1 protein-coding gene is annotated in these 17910 nt (G+C 77.5%); it reads left to right on the top strand.

Annotated elements, in window-relative coordinates:
- Positions 1-680: 680 nt before the first annotated feature.
- Positions 681-17864, top strand: a complete 17184-nt coding sequence (locus tag ACH4OA_RS13635; protein WP_397969073.1) for an SDR family NAD(P)-dependent oxidoreductase — start codon at positions 681-683, stop codon at positions 17862-17864.
- Positions 17865-17910 lie beyond the last annotated feature (46 nt).

Here is a 17910-nt window from a genome sequence, read left to right as displayed (position 1 = left end):
ATTGCGCGACGGCCGGAAATCGACGGGCCTTTTCCGCCACCCTGGCGTGGAGAAAGGGATCCGGCCAGATGTCGGTTGACATGTACTCGGAGAGCAAGTGATGATCCATTTGCTTTCTTCCGGCAGCGCATCGCGCAGCAATACCGTCACAGCGGACAGTGTGGTCCGGTTGACTTCGATGTCGCTCCTGTTCCAGCGAGTCCGACACCGAAAGATGACGCTCTATGAGTTCTTCCGCCGTTGTCCGCAGTGAAGGCGATACGGGTTCGAAGAGGACGACTGGCTCGTTCCCGCCTGCGTTCCCGCCTGTTTCGGCGACTGTTCCGCTGACGCAATCCCATCGCCCGGCCGCTATCCGTTGGTGTTGACACGCGGTGGGTGCGGGGTCGTCGTGGTGATCCCGGCCACGCCTCCGTGGTGCCGCCGCGGACTGTGACCTTTCCGTCGCCACCGCCGTCCCCAACCGGCCCCATACGGCACCGCGTACCGCGTCGCAGCCGCGCGTCCCGCCGTGCCGGGAGAGCGGCCGCTCGCGGAACGCGCACCGGGGCCGCGCCGCACGCTCACCGCTCGTCCGCCGCCGCGGACGGCCACGAGAACCGCACCGCTCACCGGCCACGCGGCCGGCCGCCCCGTCAGTCACCGGCTGACCGCCGAGAACCCCGAAAGGTCGCGTTCCCATGGACAGCGGACACACGGCAGGCGCCGGCCGGCTCCCCGCGGCGGACACCCCCATCGCGGTCATCGGCGTCTCCTGCCGGCTGCCCGGAGCGCCCTCCCCGCACGCGTACTGGCGTCTGCTCAGCGAAGGGACGGACGCCGTCGTCCCCACGCCCCCCGAGCGGTGGGGCAGCGGGCACGGGGGCTTCCTGGACTGGTCCGCCGTCACCGGGTTCGACGCGGCGTTCTTCGGGATCGGTCCGCGCGAGGCCCTGGCGATGGACCCCCAGCAGCGGCTGACCCTCGAACTGGGCTGGGAGGCCCTGGAAGACGCCCGCCTCCTCCCCGAGCGCCTCGCGGGCAGCCGCACCGGTGTGTTCGTCGGCGCCATCTGGGACGACTACGCCACCCTGCTGCACCGGCAGGGCACCGGCGCCGTCGGCCGGCACTGGCTCACGGGACTGCAACGCGGCATCATCGCCAACCGCGTCTCCTACCGGCTGGGCCTGCGCGGGCCGAGTCTGACGGTCGACTCGGCGCAGTCGTCCTCGCTGGTGGCCGTGCACCTGGCGTGCGAGAGCCTGCGCCGCGGCGAGAGCGAACTGGCCTTGGCCGGCGGCGTCAACCTGGTTCTGGCCGCGGAGAGCACCGCCCTGTCGGACGCCATGGGCGGCCTGTCCCCGGACGGTCGGATCCGCACCTTCGACGCCCGCGCCAACGGCTACGTCCGGGGCGAGGGCGGCGCGCTCGTCGTCCTCAAGCCCCTCGACCGGGCCCTCGCCGACGGCGATCCGGTCGTCTGCGTGATCCGCGGCAGCGCCACCAACAACGACGGCGGCGGCGACAGCCTGACGGCGCCCGACCCCCGCGCCCAGGAAGAGGTGATCCGGCGGGCCCACGCACGCGCCGGCACCACCCCCGACGACATCCAGTACGTCGAACTGCACGGCACGGGGACACCGGCCGGCGACCCGGTCGAGGCCGCCGCGCTGGGAGCGGCCCTGGGCCGCGACCGCAGCGCGGACACGCCCGCGCTGCGCGTCGGGTCCGTCAAGACCAACATCGGTCACCTGGAAGGCGCCGCGGGCATCGCCGGGCTGGTCAAGGTGGCCCTGAGCCTGAAGCACCGGCGGCTGCCGCCGACCCTGCACCACGAGAGCCCCCACCCCCGTATCCCGCTGGACGAGCTGAACCTGCGCGTCCAGACGGAGCTGACCCCGTGGCCGGACGAGCGACGCGACCTCGTGGCCGGCGTCAGCTCCTTCGGCCTGGGCGGCAGCAACTGCCACGTGGTGCTCGCCGAAGCGCCACGCGTCCCCACCGCCGGACCGGAACGGACGCCCGGCCCGCAGGAGACGGCCCCCGCCCCCGGGCCGGACCGGACGCCCGATCCGCAGGAGACGGCCCCCGTGCCCTGGGTCCTGTCGGCGCGTACCGGCGAGGCACTGCGGGCGCAGGCCGCGCGCCTCGCCGAGTTCGTGTCGGAGCGGCCCGCACTGGACGCGGCCGACGTCGGGCACTCCCTGGTCACCACCCGGACGGCGTTCGCGCACCGTGCGGTGGTCGTGGGCGCCGGCCGGGAGGAGCTCCTCGCCGGACTCGCCGCCGTCGGCGAGGGCCGGCCGGCCAGGAACGCCGTCGTCTCCGCCGGACCGGCCGCGCGCGGCGGGACCGTCCTGGTCTTCCCCGGCCAGGGCTCGCAGTGGGCGGCGATGGGACGCGGCCTGCTCGAGAGCAGCGAGCCCTTCACCCGGCGGATCGCGGAGTGCGAACGCGCCCTCTCCCCGTTCGTCGACTGGTCCCTGACCGCGGTGCTGCGGGAGGAACCCGGCGCGCCGTCGCTGGACCGGGTCGACGTGGTGCAGCCCGTGCTGTGGGCCGTCATGGTCGCGCTCGCGGAGGTCTGGCGGGCCCACGGCGTGACACCCGACGCCGTCGTCGGCCACTCCCAGGGCGAGATCGCCGCCGCGCAGGTGGCCGGCGTGCTGACGCTGCGCGACGCCGCGAAGATCGTCGCGCTGCGCTCGCGGGCCCTCGCCCGGCTCGCGGGCACCGGCGGGATGATCTCCGTACCGCTGCAGGCCGCCGAGGTCGCGGACCGCATCGCGCCCTGGGGCGACCGGCTCGCCGTCGCCGCCGTCAACGGCCCGTCCTCCACCGTGCTGGCGGGCGAGACCGCCGTACTGGACCGGCTGCTGGCCGCCTACCAGGCGGAGGACGTCCGCGCCCGCCGTATCGACGTCGACTACGCCTCGCACTCCCCGGGCGTGGAGGCCGTACGGGACGAACTCCTCGACGCCCTCGCCGACATCACCCCCCGGCCCGCCGCCGGCATCGCCTTCTACTCGACCGTGACCGCGGCCCGCGTGGCGGACACCACGGAGCTGGGCACCGGGTACTGGTACCGCAACCTGCGCGGGACCGTCCGGTTCGAGGAGACCGTCCGCGCGCTCCTCGCGGACGGTCACCGGCTGTTCGTCGAGTCCAGCCCGCACCCCGTCCTCGCCGTGGGTGTCCAGGAGACCATCGATCTGGCCACCGCCGCGGACGACCCGGCGGCCGTCTTCGGCACCCTCCGCCGCGACCAGGGCGACCGGGCCCGGCTGCTGACCTCGCTCGCCCAGGCCCACGTGGCCGGGGCCGGCGTGGACTGGGCACCGGTGTTCCCCGGCGCCCGCCCGGCCGACCTGCCCACGTACGGCTTCCAGCGCCGGACGTACTGGCTGCCCACGGACCGGCCCGCCACCGCGGAGACCGGCACCACGGCCGCCAGCACCGAGGCGGTCGCCGGGCCCGACGCCGGGACCGGGCGGTCCTGGGCGCAGCGGCTGGCCGCGGCGGCGGAGCAGGACCGGGAGGCCCTGCTGCTCGGGCTGGTCGAGGACGAGACCGCCGCCGTACTGGGCCACGACTCCGCCGCCGCGGTCGACCCGCACCTGGACTTCAAGGCGCTGGGCTTCGACTCGCTCGCCGCCGTGGAACTGCGCAACCGCCTCAACGCCGCCACCGGCCTGCGCCTGTCCGCCACCACCGTCTTCGCCCACCCCACCCCGCGCGCCCTGGCCGCCCACCTGCGGACCGCCCTGTCCGGCACCGCCCCCGCCGCGGTGCCCGCCGCCCGGCCGGTGGCCGTACCCGACGACGAACCCGTGGCCATCGTGGGGATGGCCTGCCGCTTCCCGGGCGGCGTGGAAGGCCCCGACGACCTGTGGCGGCTGGTCGCCGACGGCCGGGACGCGATCACCCCGTTCCCGGACAACCGGGGCTGGGACCTCGACGCCCTCTACCACCCCGATCCCGCGCACCCGGGCACCTCCACCACCCGGCACGGCGGCTTCCTGCACGACGCCGACCGGTTCGACGCCGAGTTCTTCGGGATGTCGCCGCGCGAGGCCCGGGCGACCGACCCGCAGCAGCGGCTCCTGCTGGAGACGGCGTGGGAGGCGTTCGAGCGGGCCGGGCTCGACCCCGCCGCCCTGCGCGGCAGCAGCACCGGCGTCTTCACGGGCCTCATGGCGTCCGACTACGGACCGCGCCTCCACGAAGCCGGGGACGGCACGGACGGACACCTGCTCACCGGCACCGCCGGAAGCGTGGCCTCCGGCCGGCTGGCCTACGTCTTCGGTCTCGAAGGACCCGCGGTGTCGGTCGACACGGCGTGCTCGTCCTCGCTGGTCGCGCTCCACCTGGCCGTGCAGTCGCTGCGCCGGGGGGAGTGCTCGCTCGCGCTGGCGGGCGGCGTGACGGTGATGCCGACGCCCGGCACGTTCGTGGAGTTCAGCCGCCAGCGCGGGCTGTCGCCGGACGGGCGCTGCAAGGCGTTCGCGGCCGCCGCCGACGGCACCGGCTGGGGAGAGGGCGTCGGTGTCCTGCTCGTGGAGCGGCTGTCGGACGCGCGGCGCAACGGGCACCGGGTGCTCGCCGTGGTCCGCGGCTCGGCCGTCAACCAGGACGGCGCCAGCAACGGGCTGACCGCGCCGAGCGGCCCCGCCCAGGAGCGGGTGATCCGGCAGGCGCTCACCGCCGCCGGGCTGACGGCGGCCGACGTGGACGCCGTGGAGGCCCACGGCACCGGCACCCGGCTCGGCGACCCCATCGAGGCCGAGGCGATCCTCGCGACGTACGGACAGGAGCGTCCGGCGGGCCGCCCGGTGCTGCTCGGCTCGGTGAAGTCCAACATCGGGCATCCGCAGGCCGCCGCCGGTGTGGCGGGCGTGATCAAGATGGTGCTGGCGATGCGGCACGGGGTGCTGCCCAGGACGCTGCACGTGGACGAGCCGTCGCCCGAGGTGGACTGGTCGGCCGGCGCGGTGGCGCTGCTGACCGAGAACACGCCGTGGGAGAAGGCGGACGGTCCGCGCCGGGCGGGCGTGTCCTCGTTCGGGATCAGCGGTACGAACGCCCACGTCATCCTCGAAGAACCCGAACCCGAACCCTGCGCGTCCGCTCCGGGACCGGACGCCGGTGCCTTCCCGGCCCCGCTGCCGCTGGTGCTGTCCGCGAAGCACCCCGACGCCCTGCGCGAGCTGGCCCTGCGGCTCGCGCGGCACTTGACCGCCGAGCACCCGCCGCGGCCGGTGGACGTGGCGTACACGCTGGCCACCACCCGTGCGGCGTTCGAACACCGGGCCGTGGTCCTGGGCACCGACCGCGAGGACCTGCTCGCGGGCCTGGCCGCCGTGGCCGCCGGCGCCCGGGGCGTGGTGGCGCGGGGGACGGCCGGTGACGCCGGTGCCGTCCCCGCCCTGGTGGCGTCCGCCGCCGAGGACTTCGCCCAGGGCGTCGGCGTGGACTGGGACGTGCTCTTCGCCGGCGGCGACGCGCGCCACGCCGAGCTGCCCGTCTACCCCTTCCGCAAGGAACGGCACTGGCTGGAGACGCCCCGGCCCCGCACGGGCACGTCCGACGAGCGGGAGCGGCGGTTCTGGACGGCCGTGGAGCAGGGCGACCCGGAGGCCTTCGCCGAGGAAGTGGGCCTCGACGGCCCCGGCACACCCGACGACCCCGCCGTCGCGGCGCTGACCGCCGCGCTGCCCGCGCTGTCCCGCTGGCACAGCCGGCGGCGGTCCGACGCCGGCCTGGACGGCCTGCGCTACCGGATCGCCTGGCGCCGCCTGGCCCCCGCCCCGGCCGCCACGGCGCACGGGACCTGGCTCGTCGTCCTCCCCGACGGCACACCGCCCGCCCCGTGGGCCGAGGCGGCGGTGCGCGCGCTCACCGCCCACGGCGCCGCCGTACGCCAGATGCGCCTGCCCCCGGACGCCGACCGCGCGGCCGTCGGCGCGTTCCTGCGCCCCCACCTGGAGGCGGCCCCGCCGGCCGGCGTCCTCTTCCTGCCGGGACCCGCCCACAGTCGTACGGCCGGACCGTCCAGCCTCCTCGCCCTCACCCAGGCGCTCGGCGACCTGGAGGTGCCCGCCCCCCTGTGGTGCGCCACCACCGGGGCCGTGGGCACCGGACCCGACGATCCGGTCCGCGACGCCGGCCAGGCGCAGTGGTGGGGACTGGGGCGGATCGCCGCGCTGGAGCACCCCGAACGGTGGGGCGGCCTCCTCGACCTGCCCGAACACCCCGACGACGCCTCGGCCGAGCGGCTGGGCCGCGTGCTCGCCGGCGCGGCGGGCGACGAGGACCAGCTGGCGCTGCGGCCGCACGGCGTGCTGGCCCGCCGCCTGGAACACGCGCCGGCCCGGGCCGGCGCCCACCGGCCCTGGCGGACCCACGGCACCGCCCTGGTCACCGGCGGCACGGGCGCGCTGGGCGGCCGGGTCGCGCGATGGCTGGCCGCGGCCGGCGCCGAGCACCTGCTGCTGGTGAGCCGCCGCGGGGAAGAGGCGCCCGGAGCGGGGGAACTGCGCGCCGGCCTCGAAGCGCTCGGGGTGCGCGTCACGTTCGCCGCGTGCGACGCCGCCGACCGCGACGCCCTCGCCGCCGTACTCGCCGCCGTACCGGCGGAGCTGCCGCTGACCACCGTGGTGCACGCGGCCGGACAGCTCGACGACGCCCTGCTCGACGCGCTGACCCCGGCTCAGCTGGAACGGGCGCTGCACGCCAAGACGGCGGCGGCCCGCACCCTGGACGAGCTGACCCGCGACCGGGACCTGGCCGCCTTCGTCCTCTTCTCCTCCGTGGCCGCCACCTGGGGCCTGGCCGGACAGGGCGGATACGCCCCCGGCAACGCCTTCCTCGACGCCCTCGCCGAACGCCGGCGAGCCGAGGGCCTGCCCGCCACCTCGATCGCCTGGGGCGCCTGGGACGGCGGCGGCATGGCGGACGGCACGGCCGTCGCGGACGCGTTCGCCCGGCTCGGCCTGGGACGGCTCAGCCCGGAGGAGGGCCTCGCCGCGCTGGACCGGGCCCTCGCGGGCGAGGACGTCTGCGTCACCGTCGCCCGGGTCGACTGGGACACCTTCCTCCCCGCCGCGACGGCGGCCCGGCCCCGGCCCCTGTTCGACACGCTGCCCGAGGCCCGCCGGACGGCCGCCGCCCAGCCCTCCGCCGCCGGCCTGGCCCGGCGGCTCACCGTGCTCGGGCCCGCGGAGCGCACGGAGGAAGTGGCCGCCGTCGTCCGCCGGACCGTCGCCGCCGTGCTCGGCTTCGACTCCTCGCGGCGGATCCGGGACCGACGCACCTTCCACGAACTGGGCCTCACCTCGCTCACCGCGGTGGAACTGCGCAACCGGCTGAACGCCGCCACCGGACTGCGCCTGCCGGCCACCCTCGTCTTCGACCACCCCACGCCCCAGGCCGTGACCCGGCTCGTCCTCGGCCTGCTCACCGGCGAGGACGACGGCGGCCGGGAGCGGTCCGCGCACCCGGACGCCCCGCGTCCGGCCGCCGCCGAACCGGTCGCGATCGTCGGCATGGCCTGCCGGTACCCCGGCGCGGTGACCTCCCCCGAGGACCTGTGGACCCTCGTCGCGTCCGGCGGCGACGCGATCGGCGGGATGCCGGGCGACCGCGGCTGGGACCTGGACCGGCTGTTCCACCCGGAACCGGGCCGGCCCGGCACCACGTACACCCGCAGCGGCGGATTCCTGTACGACGCCGCCGACTTCGACGCCGAGTTCTTCGGCATCAGCCCCCGCGAGGCGCTCGCCACGGACCCGCAGCAGCGGCTCCTGCTGGAGACGAGCTGGGAGGCGTTCGAACGGGCCGGCATCGACCCCGCCGCCCTGCGCGGCACCGACACCGGGGTCTACGTCGGCGCGTCCGCCGGCGAGTACGGCCCGCGCCTGGCCGACCCGGCCGGCGGCGCGGACGGCTACGCCCTTACCGGCGGCGCCCCGAGCGTGATCTCGGGCCGGGTCGCCTACACGCTGGGCCTCGAAGGACCCGCGGTGTCGGTCGACACGGCATGCTCGTCCTCGCTGGTCGCGCTCCACCTGGCCGCGCAGGCGCTGCGCCAGGGGGAGTGCTCGCTCGCCTTGGCGGGCGGCGTGACCGTCATGTCCGGTCCCGGTGTGTTCCTGGAGTTCTCCCGCCAGCGCGGGCTGTCGCCGGACGGGCGCTGCAAGGCGTTCGCGGCCGCCGCCGACGGCACGGGCTGGGCCGAGGGCGTCGGCTTGGTGGTGCTGGAGCGGCTGTCGGACGCGCGGCGCAACGGGCACCGCGTGCTCGCCGTGGTCCGCGGCTCGGCCGTCAACCAGGACGGCGCGAGCAACGGGCTGACCGCGCCCAACGGACCGTCCCAGGAGCGGGTCATCCGGCAGGCGCTCACCGTCGCCGGGCTGACGGCGGCCGACGTGGACGCCGTGGAGGCCCACGGCACCGGCACCCGGCTCGGCGACCCCATCGAGGCACAGGCCATCCTCGCCACCTACGGCCGGGACCGGGGCGCCGCGCAGCCCGTCCGGCTCGGCTCGGTGAAGTCCAACATCGGGCATCCGCAGGCCGCCGCCGGTGTGGCGGGCGTGATCAAGATGGTGCTGGCGATGCGGCACGGGGTGCTGCCCAGGACGCTGCACGTGGACGAGCCGTCGCGCGAGGTGGACTGGTCGGCCGGCGCGGTGGCGCTGCTGACCGAGAACACACCCTGGGAGAAGGCGGACGGACCGCGCCGGGCGGGCGTGTCCTCGTTCGGGATGAGCGGCACCAACGCCCACGTCATCCTTGAGGAACCGCACGACGAGCCCGGTCTCCGGCCCGCGGCCAGCCCGCCGTCCGCGTCGCCCGGCGGCCCGGACAGCCCGCCGTCCCCGTCGCCTGGCGGCCCGGACACCGTGCCCTGGATGCTCTCCGCACGGACCCCCGGCGCGCTGCGCGCCCTGGCCGAGCGGCTGGCGGGCGCCGTGACGCGCGACCCGGACACCGCGGACCCGCACGCCGTCGCCCGCGCCCTGGCCACCACCCGTTCGGCGTTCGAACACCGGGCCGTGGTCCTGGGCACCGGCCGCGAGGACCTGCTCGCGGGCCTGGCCGCCGTGGCCGCCGGCGCCCGGGGCGTGGTCGCCCACCCCGCGTCCGGCAACGGCGTGTCCACAGCCGGCCCGGTGGCGGACGCCGCCGAGGACTTCGCCCGGGGCGGCGAGGTCGACTGGACGGCGGTCCTCGGCCACGCCGACGGGCCGCCGGCGGAACTGCCCACCTACCCCTTCCAGCGCAAGCGGTACTGGCTGGACGCTCCCGGCGCCCCGGCCGCGCCCGGCGCGGGCCGGCCGCTGGACCACCCGCTGCTGTCGTCGGCCGTGCACCTGGCGGCCACCGGCGAACACGTCCTCACCGGCCGCCTCACGGACCGGGCGCAGCCCTGGCTGGAGGACCACCGGGTCGCCGGCACCGTCCTGCTGCCGGGCACGGCCTTCGCCGAACTGGCGCTGCGCGCCGGTGCCCACGTCGGCTGCGAGGTCCTGCACGAACTCAGCCTGACCGCCCCGCTCCTCGCCCCGCCCTCCGGCCACACCGCCCTCCAGGTGACGGTCGGCACACCCGACGAGGCGGGCCGCCGGCCCGTGCGGATCTTCTCCCGGCACGAGGACGGCGGCGCGGAGGAGCCGTGGACCCGGCACGCCGACGGTCTCCTCGCCATGGCCGGCACGGAGACCGACGACGACACCCCCGGCCTCGCCGCGTGGCCGCCGCCCGGCGCGACCCCCCTCGACGTCACGGACCTCTACGAGCGGCTGACCCACCGCGGCTACGGCTACGGCCCCGCGTTCCAGGGCCTGACCCGGGCCTGGCGGCACGGCGACGCCGTCCTCGCCGAGGTGGCCCTCGCCGACCCCGAGACGGCCGAGGCCGACCGCTACGCACTGCACCCGGCCCTGCTCGACGCCGCCCTGCACACCATCGGCCTCGCGGCGGACGACCCGGACGGCGCCCCGGCCGTGCTGCCGTTCGCCTGGCAGCACGTCTCCGTCACGGCCCCCGGCGCCGCCGCCCTGCGGGTACGGCTGACGCTCACCGGACCGGGACAGGCGTCGCTGACGGCGTACGACACGCAGGGGCGGCGGACCGCGGCCGTCGGCTCCGTCGTCCTGCGGCCCGTACCCGAGGACCTGACGGCCGGCCGGCCCGCCGGCCCGGCGGCGCTGTACCGCCTGGACTGGCCGGCCCTCGCCGCGCCCGACGGGCAGGCCGTACCGCGCCCGGTGGTGCTCGGCGCGGACACCGGTCCGGTCCTCGCCGGGCCGGCCGCCGGTGCGCCGGCGCACCGCTACGCCGGCCTGGCCGCGCTCCAGGAAGCGCTGGACGCCGGTGAGCCGGTGCCGGAACTCGTCCTCGTCGATGCCACGCCGGTGGCGGAAGGCGTCCTTGCCGGTGCCACGTCGGTTTCGGAAGCCGTCCGCGCCGATGCCGTGGAAGCCGTCCGTGCCGGTGCCCCGGGAGCCGTCCGCGACGATGGTTCGGAACCCGTCCGCGCCGGTGCCGTACCGAACGCCGCCGGTGCCGTGCCGGGCGCCGCCGGTGCCGTGCCGCCGCTCCGTGCGGCGGAGGCGGCCGCGCGGGTCCTCGCGCTCGTCCAGGACTGGCTCGCGGACGACCGGCTCGCGCACGCGCGCCTGGTGCTGGTGACCCGTGGGGCCGTGGCGGTGTCCGCCGCCGACGCGGCCGACCCCGCCGGGGCCGCCGTATGGGGACTGCTCCGCTCCGCCCAGACCGAGCACCCGGGCCGCTTCGTCCTCGCCGACGTGGACGGCACCGAGGCCTCGGCCCGCGTGCTGGCGTCCGCGGCCGCCGGCGACGAGCCCCAACTCGCCCTGCGGGACGGGACCGTCCACGTGCCCAGCCTGGTCCGGCACACCACCCCGGCGCCACGGACCTCCCCGGTGTTCGACCCGGACGGCACCGTCCTCGTCACCGGCGGCACCGGTCTGCTGGGCCGGCTCGTCGCCCGCCACCTGGTGACCGGGCACGGCGTACGCCACCTGCTGCTGGTCAGCCGGAGCGGGGGAAACGCCCCCGGCGCCGCGGAACTGCGGGCCGAACTGGCCGGGCACGGCGCTCAGGTCACCGTGGCCGCGTGCGACCTGACCGACGCCGACGCCCTGGCCGCGCTCTGGTCGGCGCTCCCGGCCGAGCACCCGCTGACGGCCGTGGTGCACGCCGCCGGCACGCTGGACGACGGCCCGGTCGGGACGCTGACGCCCGAGCGCCTGCACCGCGTGCTGCGCCCCAAGGCCGACGTGGCCTGGCACCTGCACGAACTGACCCGCGGCCTGGACCTGTCCGCCTTCGTGCTGTTCTCCTCCGCCGCCGGAGTGCTCGGCTCGGCCGGACAGGGCAACTACGCGGCGGCCAACGCCTTCCTCGACGCCCTCGCCGCCCACCGCTGGGCCCAGGGCCTGCCCGCCACCTCGCTGGCCTGGGGACTGTGGGAGGAACGCAGCGGGCTGACCGCCGGACTCGACGCCACCGATCTGCACCGCCTGGCCCGCACCGGGGTCCGGCCGCTGACCACCGTGGACGGACTCGCCCTCCTGGACGCGGCCCTGGCCGCCGACGCGCCCGCCCTGGTGCCGGTGCACCTGGACCCCGGCGCCCTCCGGGCCGGCCGCGCGGCCGACGCCGGCAGCCGGTCCGTTCCGGCACCGCTGCGCGGTCTGCCGCGCCCCGCCCCGGCCGGCGGCCCGCGGCGCTCCCGGCGCACCGCCGCCCCGGCCGGCGCGCTCGCCGAACGGGTGCGCGCGCTGACCGCACCCGAACGCCCGCGCTTCCTGGCCGCCCTGGTGCGCGAGGAGTCGGCCGCCGTGCTGGGCCTGGACCCGATGGACGAGACACACGACACGCGGGCCTTCGCCGACCTGGGCATGGACTCCCTCACCGGACTGGAACTGCGCAACCGGCTCGCCGCGCTGACCGGGCTCACCCTCCCGGCCGGGCTGGTGTTCGACCAGCCCACACCGGGCGAGCTGGCCGGATGGCTGACGGACGCGCTCCTCGGCTCCGGGGCCACCGAACCCGGCCCGGCACGGCAGCGCGGCCGGGCCGCCGACGACGAACCGATCGCGATCGTCTCCATGGCCTGCCGGTACCCGGGCACCCCCGGCACCGGCGACATCACCACGCCCGACGCCTTCTGGGCGCTGGTCGCCGCCGGCGCCGACGCCGTCGGCGACATGCCGCCCGACCGGGGCTGGAACCTGGCGGAGCTCTACGACCCCGAGCCGGGCCGTCCGGGCCGCAGCTACACCCGCCGGGGCGCGTTCCTGCGCGACGCGGCCGACTTCGACGCCGCCTTCTTCGGGATCAACCCGCGCGAGGCCCTGGCCATGGACCCGCAGCAGCGCCTGCTGCTGCAGACCAGCTGGGAGGCCGTCGAACGGGCCGGCATCGATCCGGCCGCCCTGCGCGGCACCCGGAGCGGGGTCTTCGCCGGGGTGATGTACCACGACTACGGGTCCTGGGCGCGCCGCGTGCCCGAGGAGGTCGCCGGCTACCTCGCCTCCGGCACGGCGGGCAGCGTGGCGTCCGGCCGGGTGGCGTACACGCTGGGCCTCGAAGGGCCCGCGGTGTCGGTCGACACGGCGTGCTCGTCCTCGCTGGTCGCGCTGCACCTGGCGGTGCAGTCCCTGCGGTCGGGCGAGAGCGACCTGGCGCTGGCCGGCGGCGTGACGGTGATGGCGACCCCCACGCCCTTCGTCGAGTTCTCCCGCCAGCGCGGACTCGCCGCCGACGGGCGCTGCAAGCCGTTCGCCGCGGCGGCCGACGGCACCGGCTGGGGCGAGGGCGCGGGCGTCCTCCTGCTGGAGCGGCTGTCGGACGCCCGCGCCCACGGCCACCCCGTGCTCGCCGTGGTCCGCGGCTCGGCCGTCAACCAGGACGGCGCGAGCAACGGGCTGACCGCGCCCAACGGACCGTCCCAGGAGCGGGTCATCCGGCAGGCGCTCACCGCCGCCGGGCTGACGGCCGCCGACGTGGACGCCGTGGAGGCCCACGGCACCGGCACCTCGCTCGGCGACCCGATCGAGGCGGAGGCGGTCCTCGCGGTCTACGGCCAGGACCGCCCGGCCGAGCGGCCGCTGCTCCTCGGCTCGGTCAAGTCCAACATCGGCCACACCCAGGCCGCCGCGGGCGTCGCCGGCGTCATCAAGACGGTGATGGCCATGCGGCACGGCGCCCTGCCCAGGACCCTGCACCTCGACGAGCCGACGCCGCACGTCGACTGGTCCGCCGGCACGGTGCGGCTGCTCGACGACAGCGTGCCGTGGCCGACGACCGGCAGACCGCGCCGGGCCGGTGTGTCCTCCTTCGGCATCAGCGGCACCAACGCCCACGTCATCCTCGAACAGGCTCCGCCGGACCCGGCCGCCGCCCACCGCGCGCAACCCCGGGTGCCGGCCGCCGGTGAGACCGTGCCCTGGCTGCTGTCGGCCCGCGGCGCCGACGGGCTGCGCGCCCAGGCGGCCCGGCTGCGGCAGCGCCTGGCCGACCGCCCGGACCTGCGCCCGCTCGACGTCGGCTACTCGCTGGCCACCGGCCGTACCGCGTTCGAGCACCGGGCGGCCCTCGTCTGCGCCACCCGCGAGGACTTCCTGGAGCGACTGGACGACCTGTGCTCCGGGGAAGCCGTGCCCGGACCGGCACGGGGCCGCGTCGCCGGCGGCGGCCTGGCCTTCCTGTTCGCGGGCCAGGGCAGCCAGCGGCCGGGCATGGGCCGGCAACTGCGCGCCCGGTACCCCGTCTTCGCCGAGGCGTTCGACGCGGTCTGCGCGGAGCTGGACGGCCATCTCGCGCGCCCGCTGCGCGAAGTCGTCGACGCGGAGGACGACACGGAGGAGCCGGGACTGCTCGACACCACCGCGTACACCCAGCCGGCCCTGTTCGCCGTCGAGGTGGCTCTCTTCCGGCTGCTCGAACACTGGGGTGTCCGCCCGGACGTGCTGGCCGGACACTCCGTCGGCGAACTGGCCGCCGCCCACGTCGCCGGCGTGCTGAGCCTGCCCGACGCCGCCGCGCTGGTGGCCGCCCGGGGCCGGCTCATGCAGGCGCTCCCGCCCGGCGGGGCCATGGTGGCGGTGGGCGCCCCCGAGTCCGAGGTGCTGCCCCTGCTCACCGAGCACGTCGGGGTGGCGGCCGTCAACGGCCCGGCCGCGGTGGTGCTGTCGGGACGGGCGGCCGACGTCCTCGCGGTCGCGGACCGGCTCGACGACCGCGGGCACCGGATCACCCGGCTGCGCGTCAGCCACGCCTTCCACTCGCCCGAGATGGAACCGATGCTCGCCGGCCTGCGCGCCGTCGCCGAGGGCCTGACCTTCCACCCGCCGCGCATCCCCCTCGTGTCCACGGTGACCGGACGCCCGGCGACGGCCGAGGAGCTGTGCTCACCGGAGTACTGGACCGCACAGGCGCGCAGGCCCGTCCGCTTCCACGACGCGGTACGGCGACTGGTCCGGGACGGCGCGCGGACCCTGCTGGACATCGGGCCCGACGGCTCGCTCGCCGGCCTGGCCGCGACCACCGGGGACCCGGCCGTGGCGGCCGTCGCCGCGCTGCGCCGCGACCGGCCCGAGGCGGAGGCACTGGCCGACGCACTCGGCCGGCTGCACGTCCGCGGCACCGCCGTCGACTGGGAGGCGTACTTCACCGGGACCGGCGCCCGGCGCGTCGACCTGCCGACGTACGCCTTCCAGCCGGAGCGGTTCTGGCTGGAGGCGGCGACGGAACCGTCCGTCCCGGCGGACTCCGGGCTGCGCTCCCCGGACCACCCGCTGCTGGGCGCCTGCGTGGACCTCCCCGACACCGACGAACTGGTCCTCACCGGCGCGCTGTCACCCGGCACGCACCCCTGGCTGGCCGGTCACCGGGTGCGCGGCGAGGTCCTGCTGCCCGGCGCCGCCTTCGTGGAACTGGCCCGGCACGCGGGAGCCCGGCTCGGCTGCGGCCACCTGGCCGACCTCACCCTGCACACTCCGCTGGCGCTGCCTGGCCCCGGCGCCGTACACCTGCGGGTGCGCGTGAGCGGGGACGACGGCGACGGCCGGCGCCGGCTGTCCGTGCACGCCCGCGGCGCCGCCGTACCCGAGGAGCCGTGGACCCTGCACGCCACCGGCCTGCTGACCCGGCCGGCACCCGCGGGCGAGCGGCCGCCCGCCGGCGCCTGGCCGCCGCCCGGCGCGGTACCGGTGCCGGTCGAGGGCCTGTACGACGAACTGGCCGCGACCGGCGTCGAGTACGGCCCGCCCTTCCGGGGACTGCGCGCCGCGTGGCTCCACGACGGCGACGTCCTCGCCGAGGTGGCGCTGCCCGAGGACGCCGCCGCCGACGCCGGACGGTTCGGCCTCCACCCCGCCCTGCTGGACGCGGCCCTGCACGCCGCCGCCCTGCTCGCGCCGCGCGGCACCGCCGGCACCGAGGACGCGGCCCCGCGCCTGCCCTTCGCCTGGACCGACGTGGCGCTGCACGCCGTCGGCGCGGACCGGCTGCGGGTACGGCTCACCGCGCGCGGCGAGACCCTGTCCCTCCATCTCGCCGACGCCGACGGGGAGCACGTCGGCACCGTCGGCTCGCTGCTGCTGCGCCCGGCCGCACCGGCCGGAGGAGAGCCCGCCGCGCTGCCGTCCCTCTACGAGCTGCGGTGGCCGGCCCTGCCCGCAGGCACCGCCCCGGCACCCACGAACGCGGCCCTGCTGGGCACGGACCCGGCGGACGGCCCCGACACCGTGCCGGGCGCCGTGCGGTACACCGGCCTCGACACCCTGCTGGCGGCGCTCGACCAGGGCGCGGAGGCACCCCGGGTGCTGTTCGCGCCGGCCGCCACCGGGGACCCGGACGACACCCTCCCCGCACGCACGCGCACCGCGCTCGACGGCACCGCCGGCCTGCTGCGGCGCTGGTCGGCCGAGCCGCGCCTGGCCGGCACCCGCCTGGTGCTGCTGACCCGCGGCGCGGTGGCCGCCGCCCTGGGCGACCCGGCGCCCGATCCGGCGGCCGGCGCGGTATGGGGGCTCGGCCGCTCCGCGCAGAGCGAGCACCCCGGCCGGCTCGTCCTCGCGGACACCGACCGGGACCCCGCCTCGGCCGCCGTACTGCCGGCAGCCGCGCTGTCGGGGGAGGAGCAGCTCGCCGTGCGCGCCGGTGCCGTCACCGTGCCCCGGCTCGCCGCCGCCCCGGCCGGACCCGGCCCCGCCGCCCCGGTGTTCGACCCCGCCGGCACGGTCCTGGTCACCGGCGGCACCGGCGGGCTGGGCGCCCGGATCGCCCGCCACCTGGTCACCGCGCACGGCGTACGGCACCTGCTGCTCGCCGGACGGCGCGGGCCGGATGCCCCGGGCGCGTCCCACCTGGCCGCCGAGCTGGCCGGGCTGGGCGCCGAGGTGCGCGTCGCCGCCTGCGACGTCTCCGACCGCCAGGCCCTCGCCCGGCTCCTGGACTCCGTGCCGGCCGACCGGCCCCTGCGCGCCGTGGTGCACTGCGCCGCGGTGCTCGACGACGGCGTGCTGGCCTCGCTCACCCCCGAGCGCGTCGACCGGGTCCTGCGGGCGAAGGCCGACGCGGCCTGGCACCTGCACGAGCTGACCGCGGACCGGGACCTGACCGCCTTCGTGCTCTTCTCGTCCGTCGCGGGCGTCCTGGGCGCCGCCGGACAGGGCAACTACGCCGCCGCCAACGCCTTCCTCGACGCCCTCGCCGAGGTCCGCCGTGCGCAGGGCTTGCCCGGCACGGCGCTGGCCTGGGGCTGGTGGGACGGCACGGAGGGCATGGCGGGCGGACTCGGCACCGCCGACCGGGCCCGGCTGGCCCGGACGGGCGTCACCGCCTTCGAGCCCGCCGAGGCGCTCGCCCTGTTCGACACGGCACTCGGACGCGGGACGGCGGCGCTCGTGCCGGTCCGCCTGGACGCCGCCGTCCTGCGCGCGCACGCCCGGCGGGGCACGCTCGCCCCGGTCCTGCGCGCGCTGGCGGCCGGCCCGGCGGCCCCGCCCCACGAGGCGCCGGCCCCCGCGCGCCGGGCGCCGGCCGTCGCGCCGTGGCGCGAACGCCTGCGGGACGCCGGCCCCGACCAGCGCGAACACGTCCTGCTCACCCTGGTGCGCCGCGAGGTGGCCACGGTCATCGGCAGGCCCTCGCCGGCCGGCGTGGACGCGCACGACCGGCTGCTCGACCTGGGCTTCGACTCCCTGACGGCCGTCGAACTCCGCAACCGCCTCGACGAGCTGACCGGCCTGCACCTGCCCGTCACGCTGGTCTTCGACCACCCGACGCCCGCGCGGCTGGCCGGCCACCTGTCGGCATCTCTGCCGGACGAGGCCGGACCCCGGCCCGCCGGACCGGACGGTGAGCCGCCGGCCGCGCCGGGCGGTGACCCGCTGGGCGCACCGGGCGGTGACCTGCGGGGCGCACCGGGCGGTGACCTGCGGGGCGTAGCGGACGGTGATGCGCGGGGCGTGCCGGGCAGTGAGCCGTCGGCCGTGCCGGACGGTGATCCGCCGGGCGTACCGGACGGTGATCCGCTGGGTGACCCAGGCGGTGACCCGCTGGGAGTAGCGGCCGGTGGCCCCCCGGCCGGATCAGGCGGCGGCCTCCTGGCCGAGCTGGACCGGCTGGCGCGGTCCCTCGCCGAGACACCTCCGGAACCGCGCCTGCGGCAGGGCGTGGAGCGGCGGCTGACCGAGCTGCTGTCCACGTGGCGGCAACAGCCCGCCCCGGCCGAGACGGTGCCGGCCGGCTCTCCGGCCCCGGCGGCGGGGGACGGCGGCCTCGCCGACGCCACCACCGCCGACGAACTCCTGGCCTTCATCGACAAGAACCTCAGAAGGCCCTGACCGCCCTCCGACAGCCAGCCCGGCGACACAAGACAACGAGTGAGGT

This window comes from Streptomyces sp. NPDC017095, from assembly GCF_044332325.1.
Classification (GTDB): domain Bacteria; phylum Actinomycetota; class Actinomycetes; order Streptomycetales; family Streptomycetaceae; genus Streptomyces.
Note: the sequence above shows the minus strand (reverse complement) of the source record. Positions and strands in the feature narration are given on the sequence as shown.

Bases quoted from the DNA above. Each gene is read 5' to 3' on its own strand.
- ACH4OA_RS13635 (WP_397969073.1), top strand. From the start codon at position 681: ATGGACAGCGGACACACGGCAGGCGCCGGCCGGCTCCCCGCGGCGGAC.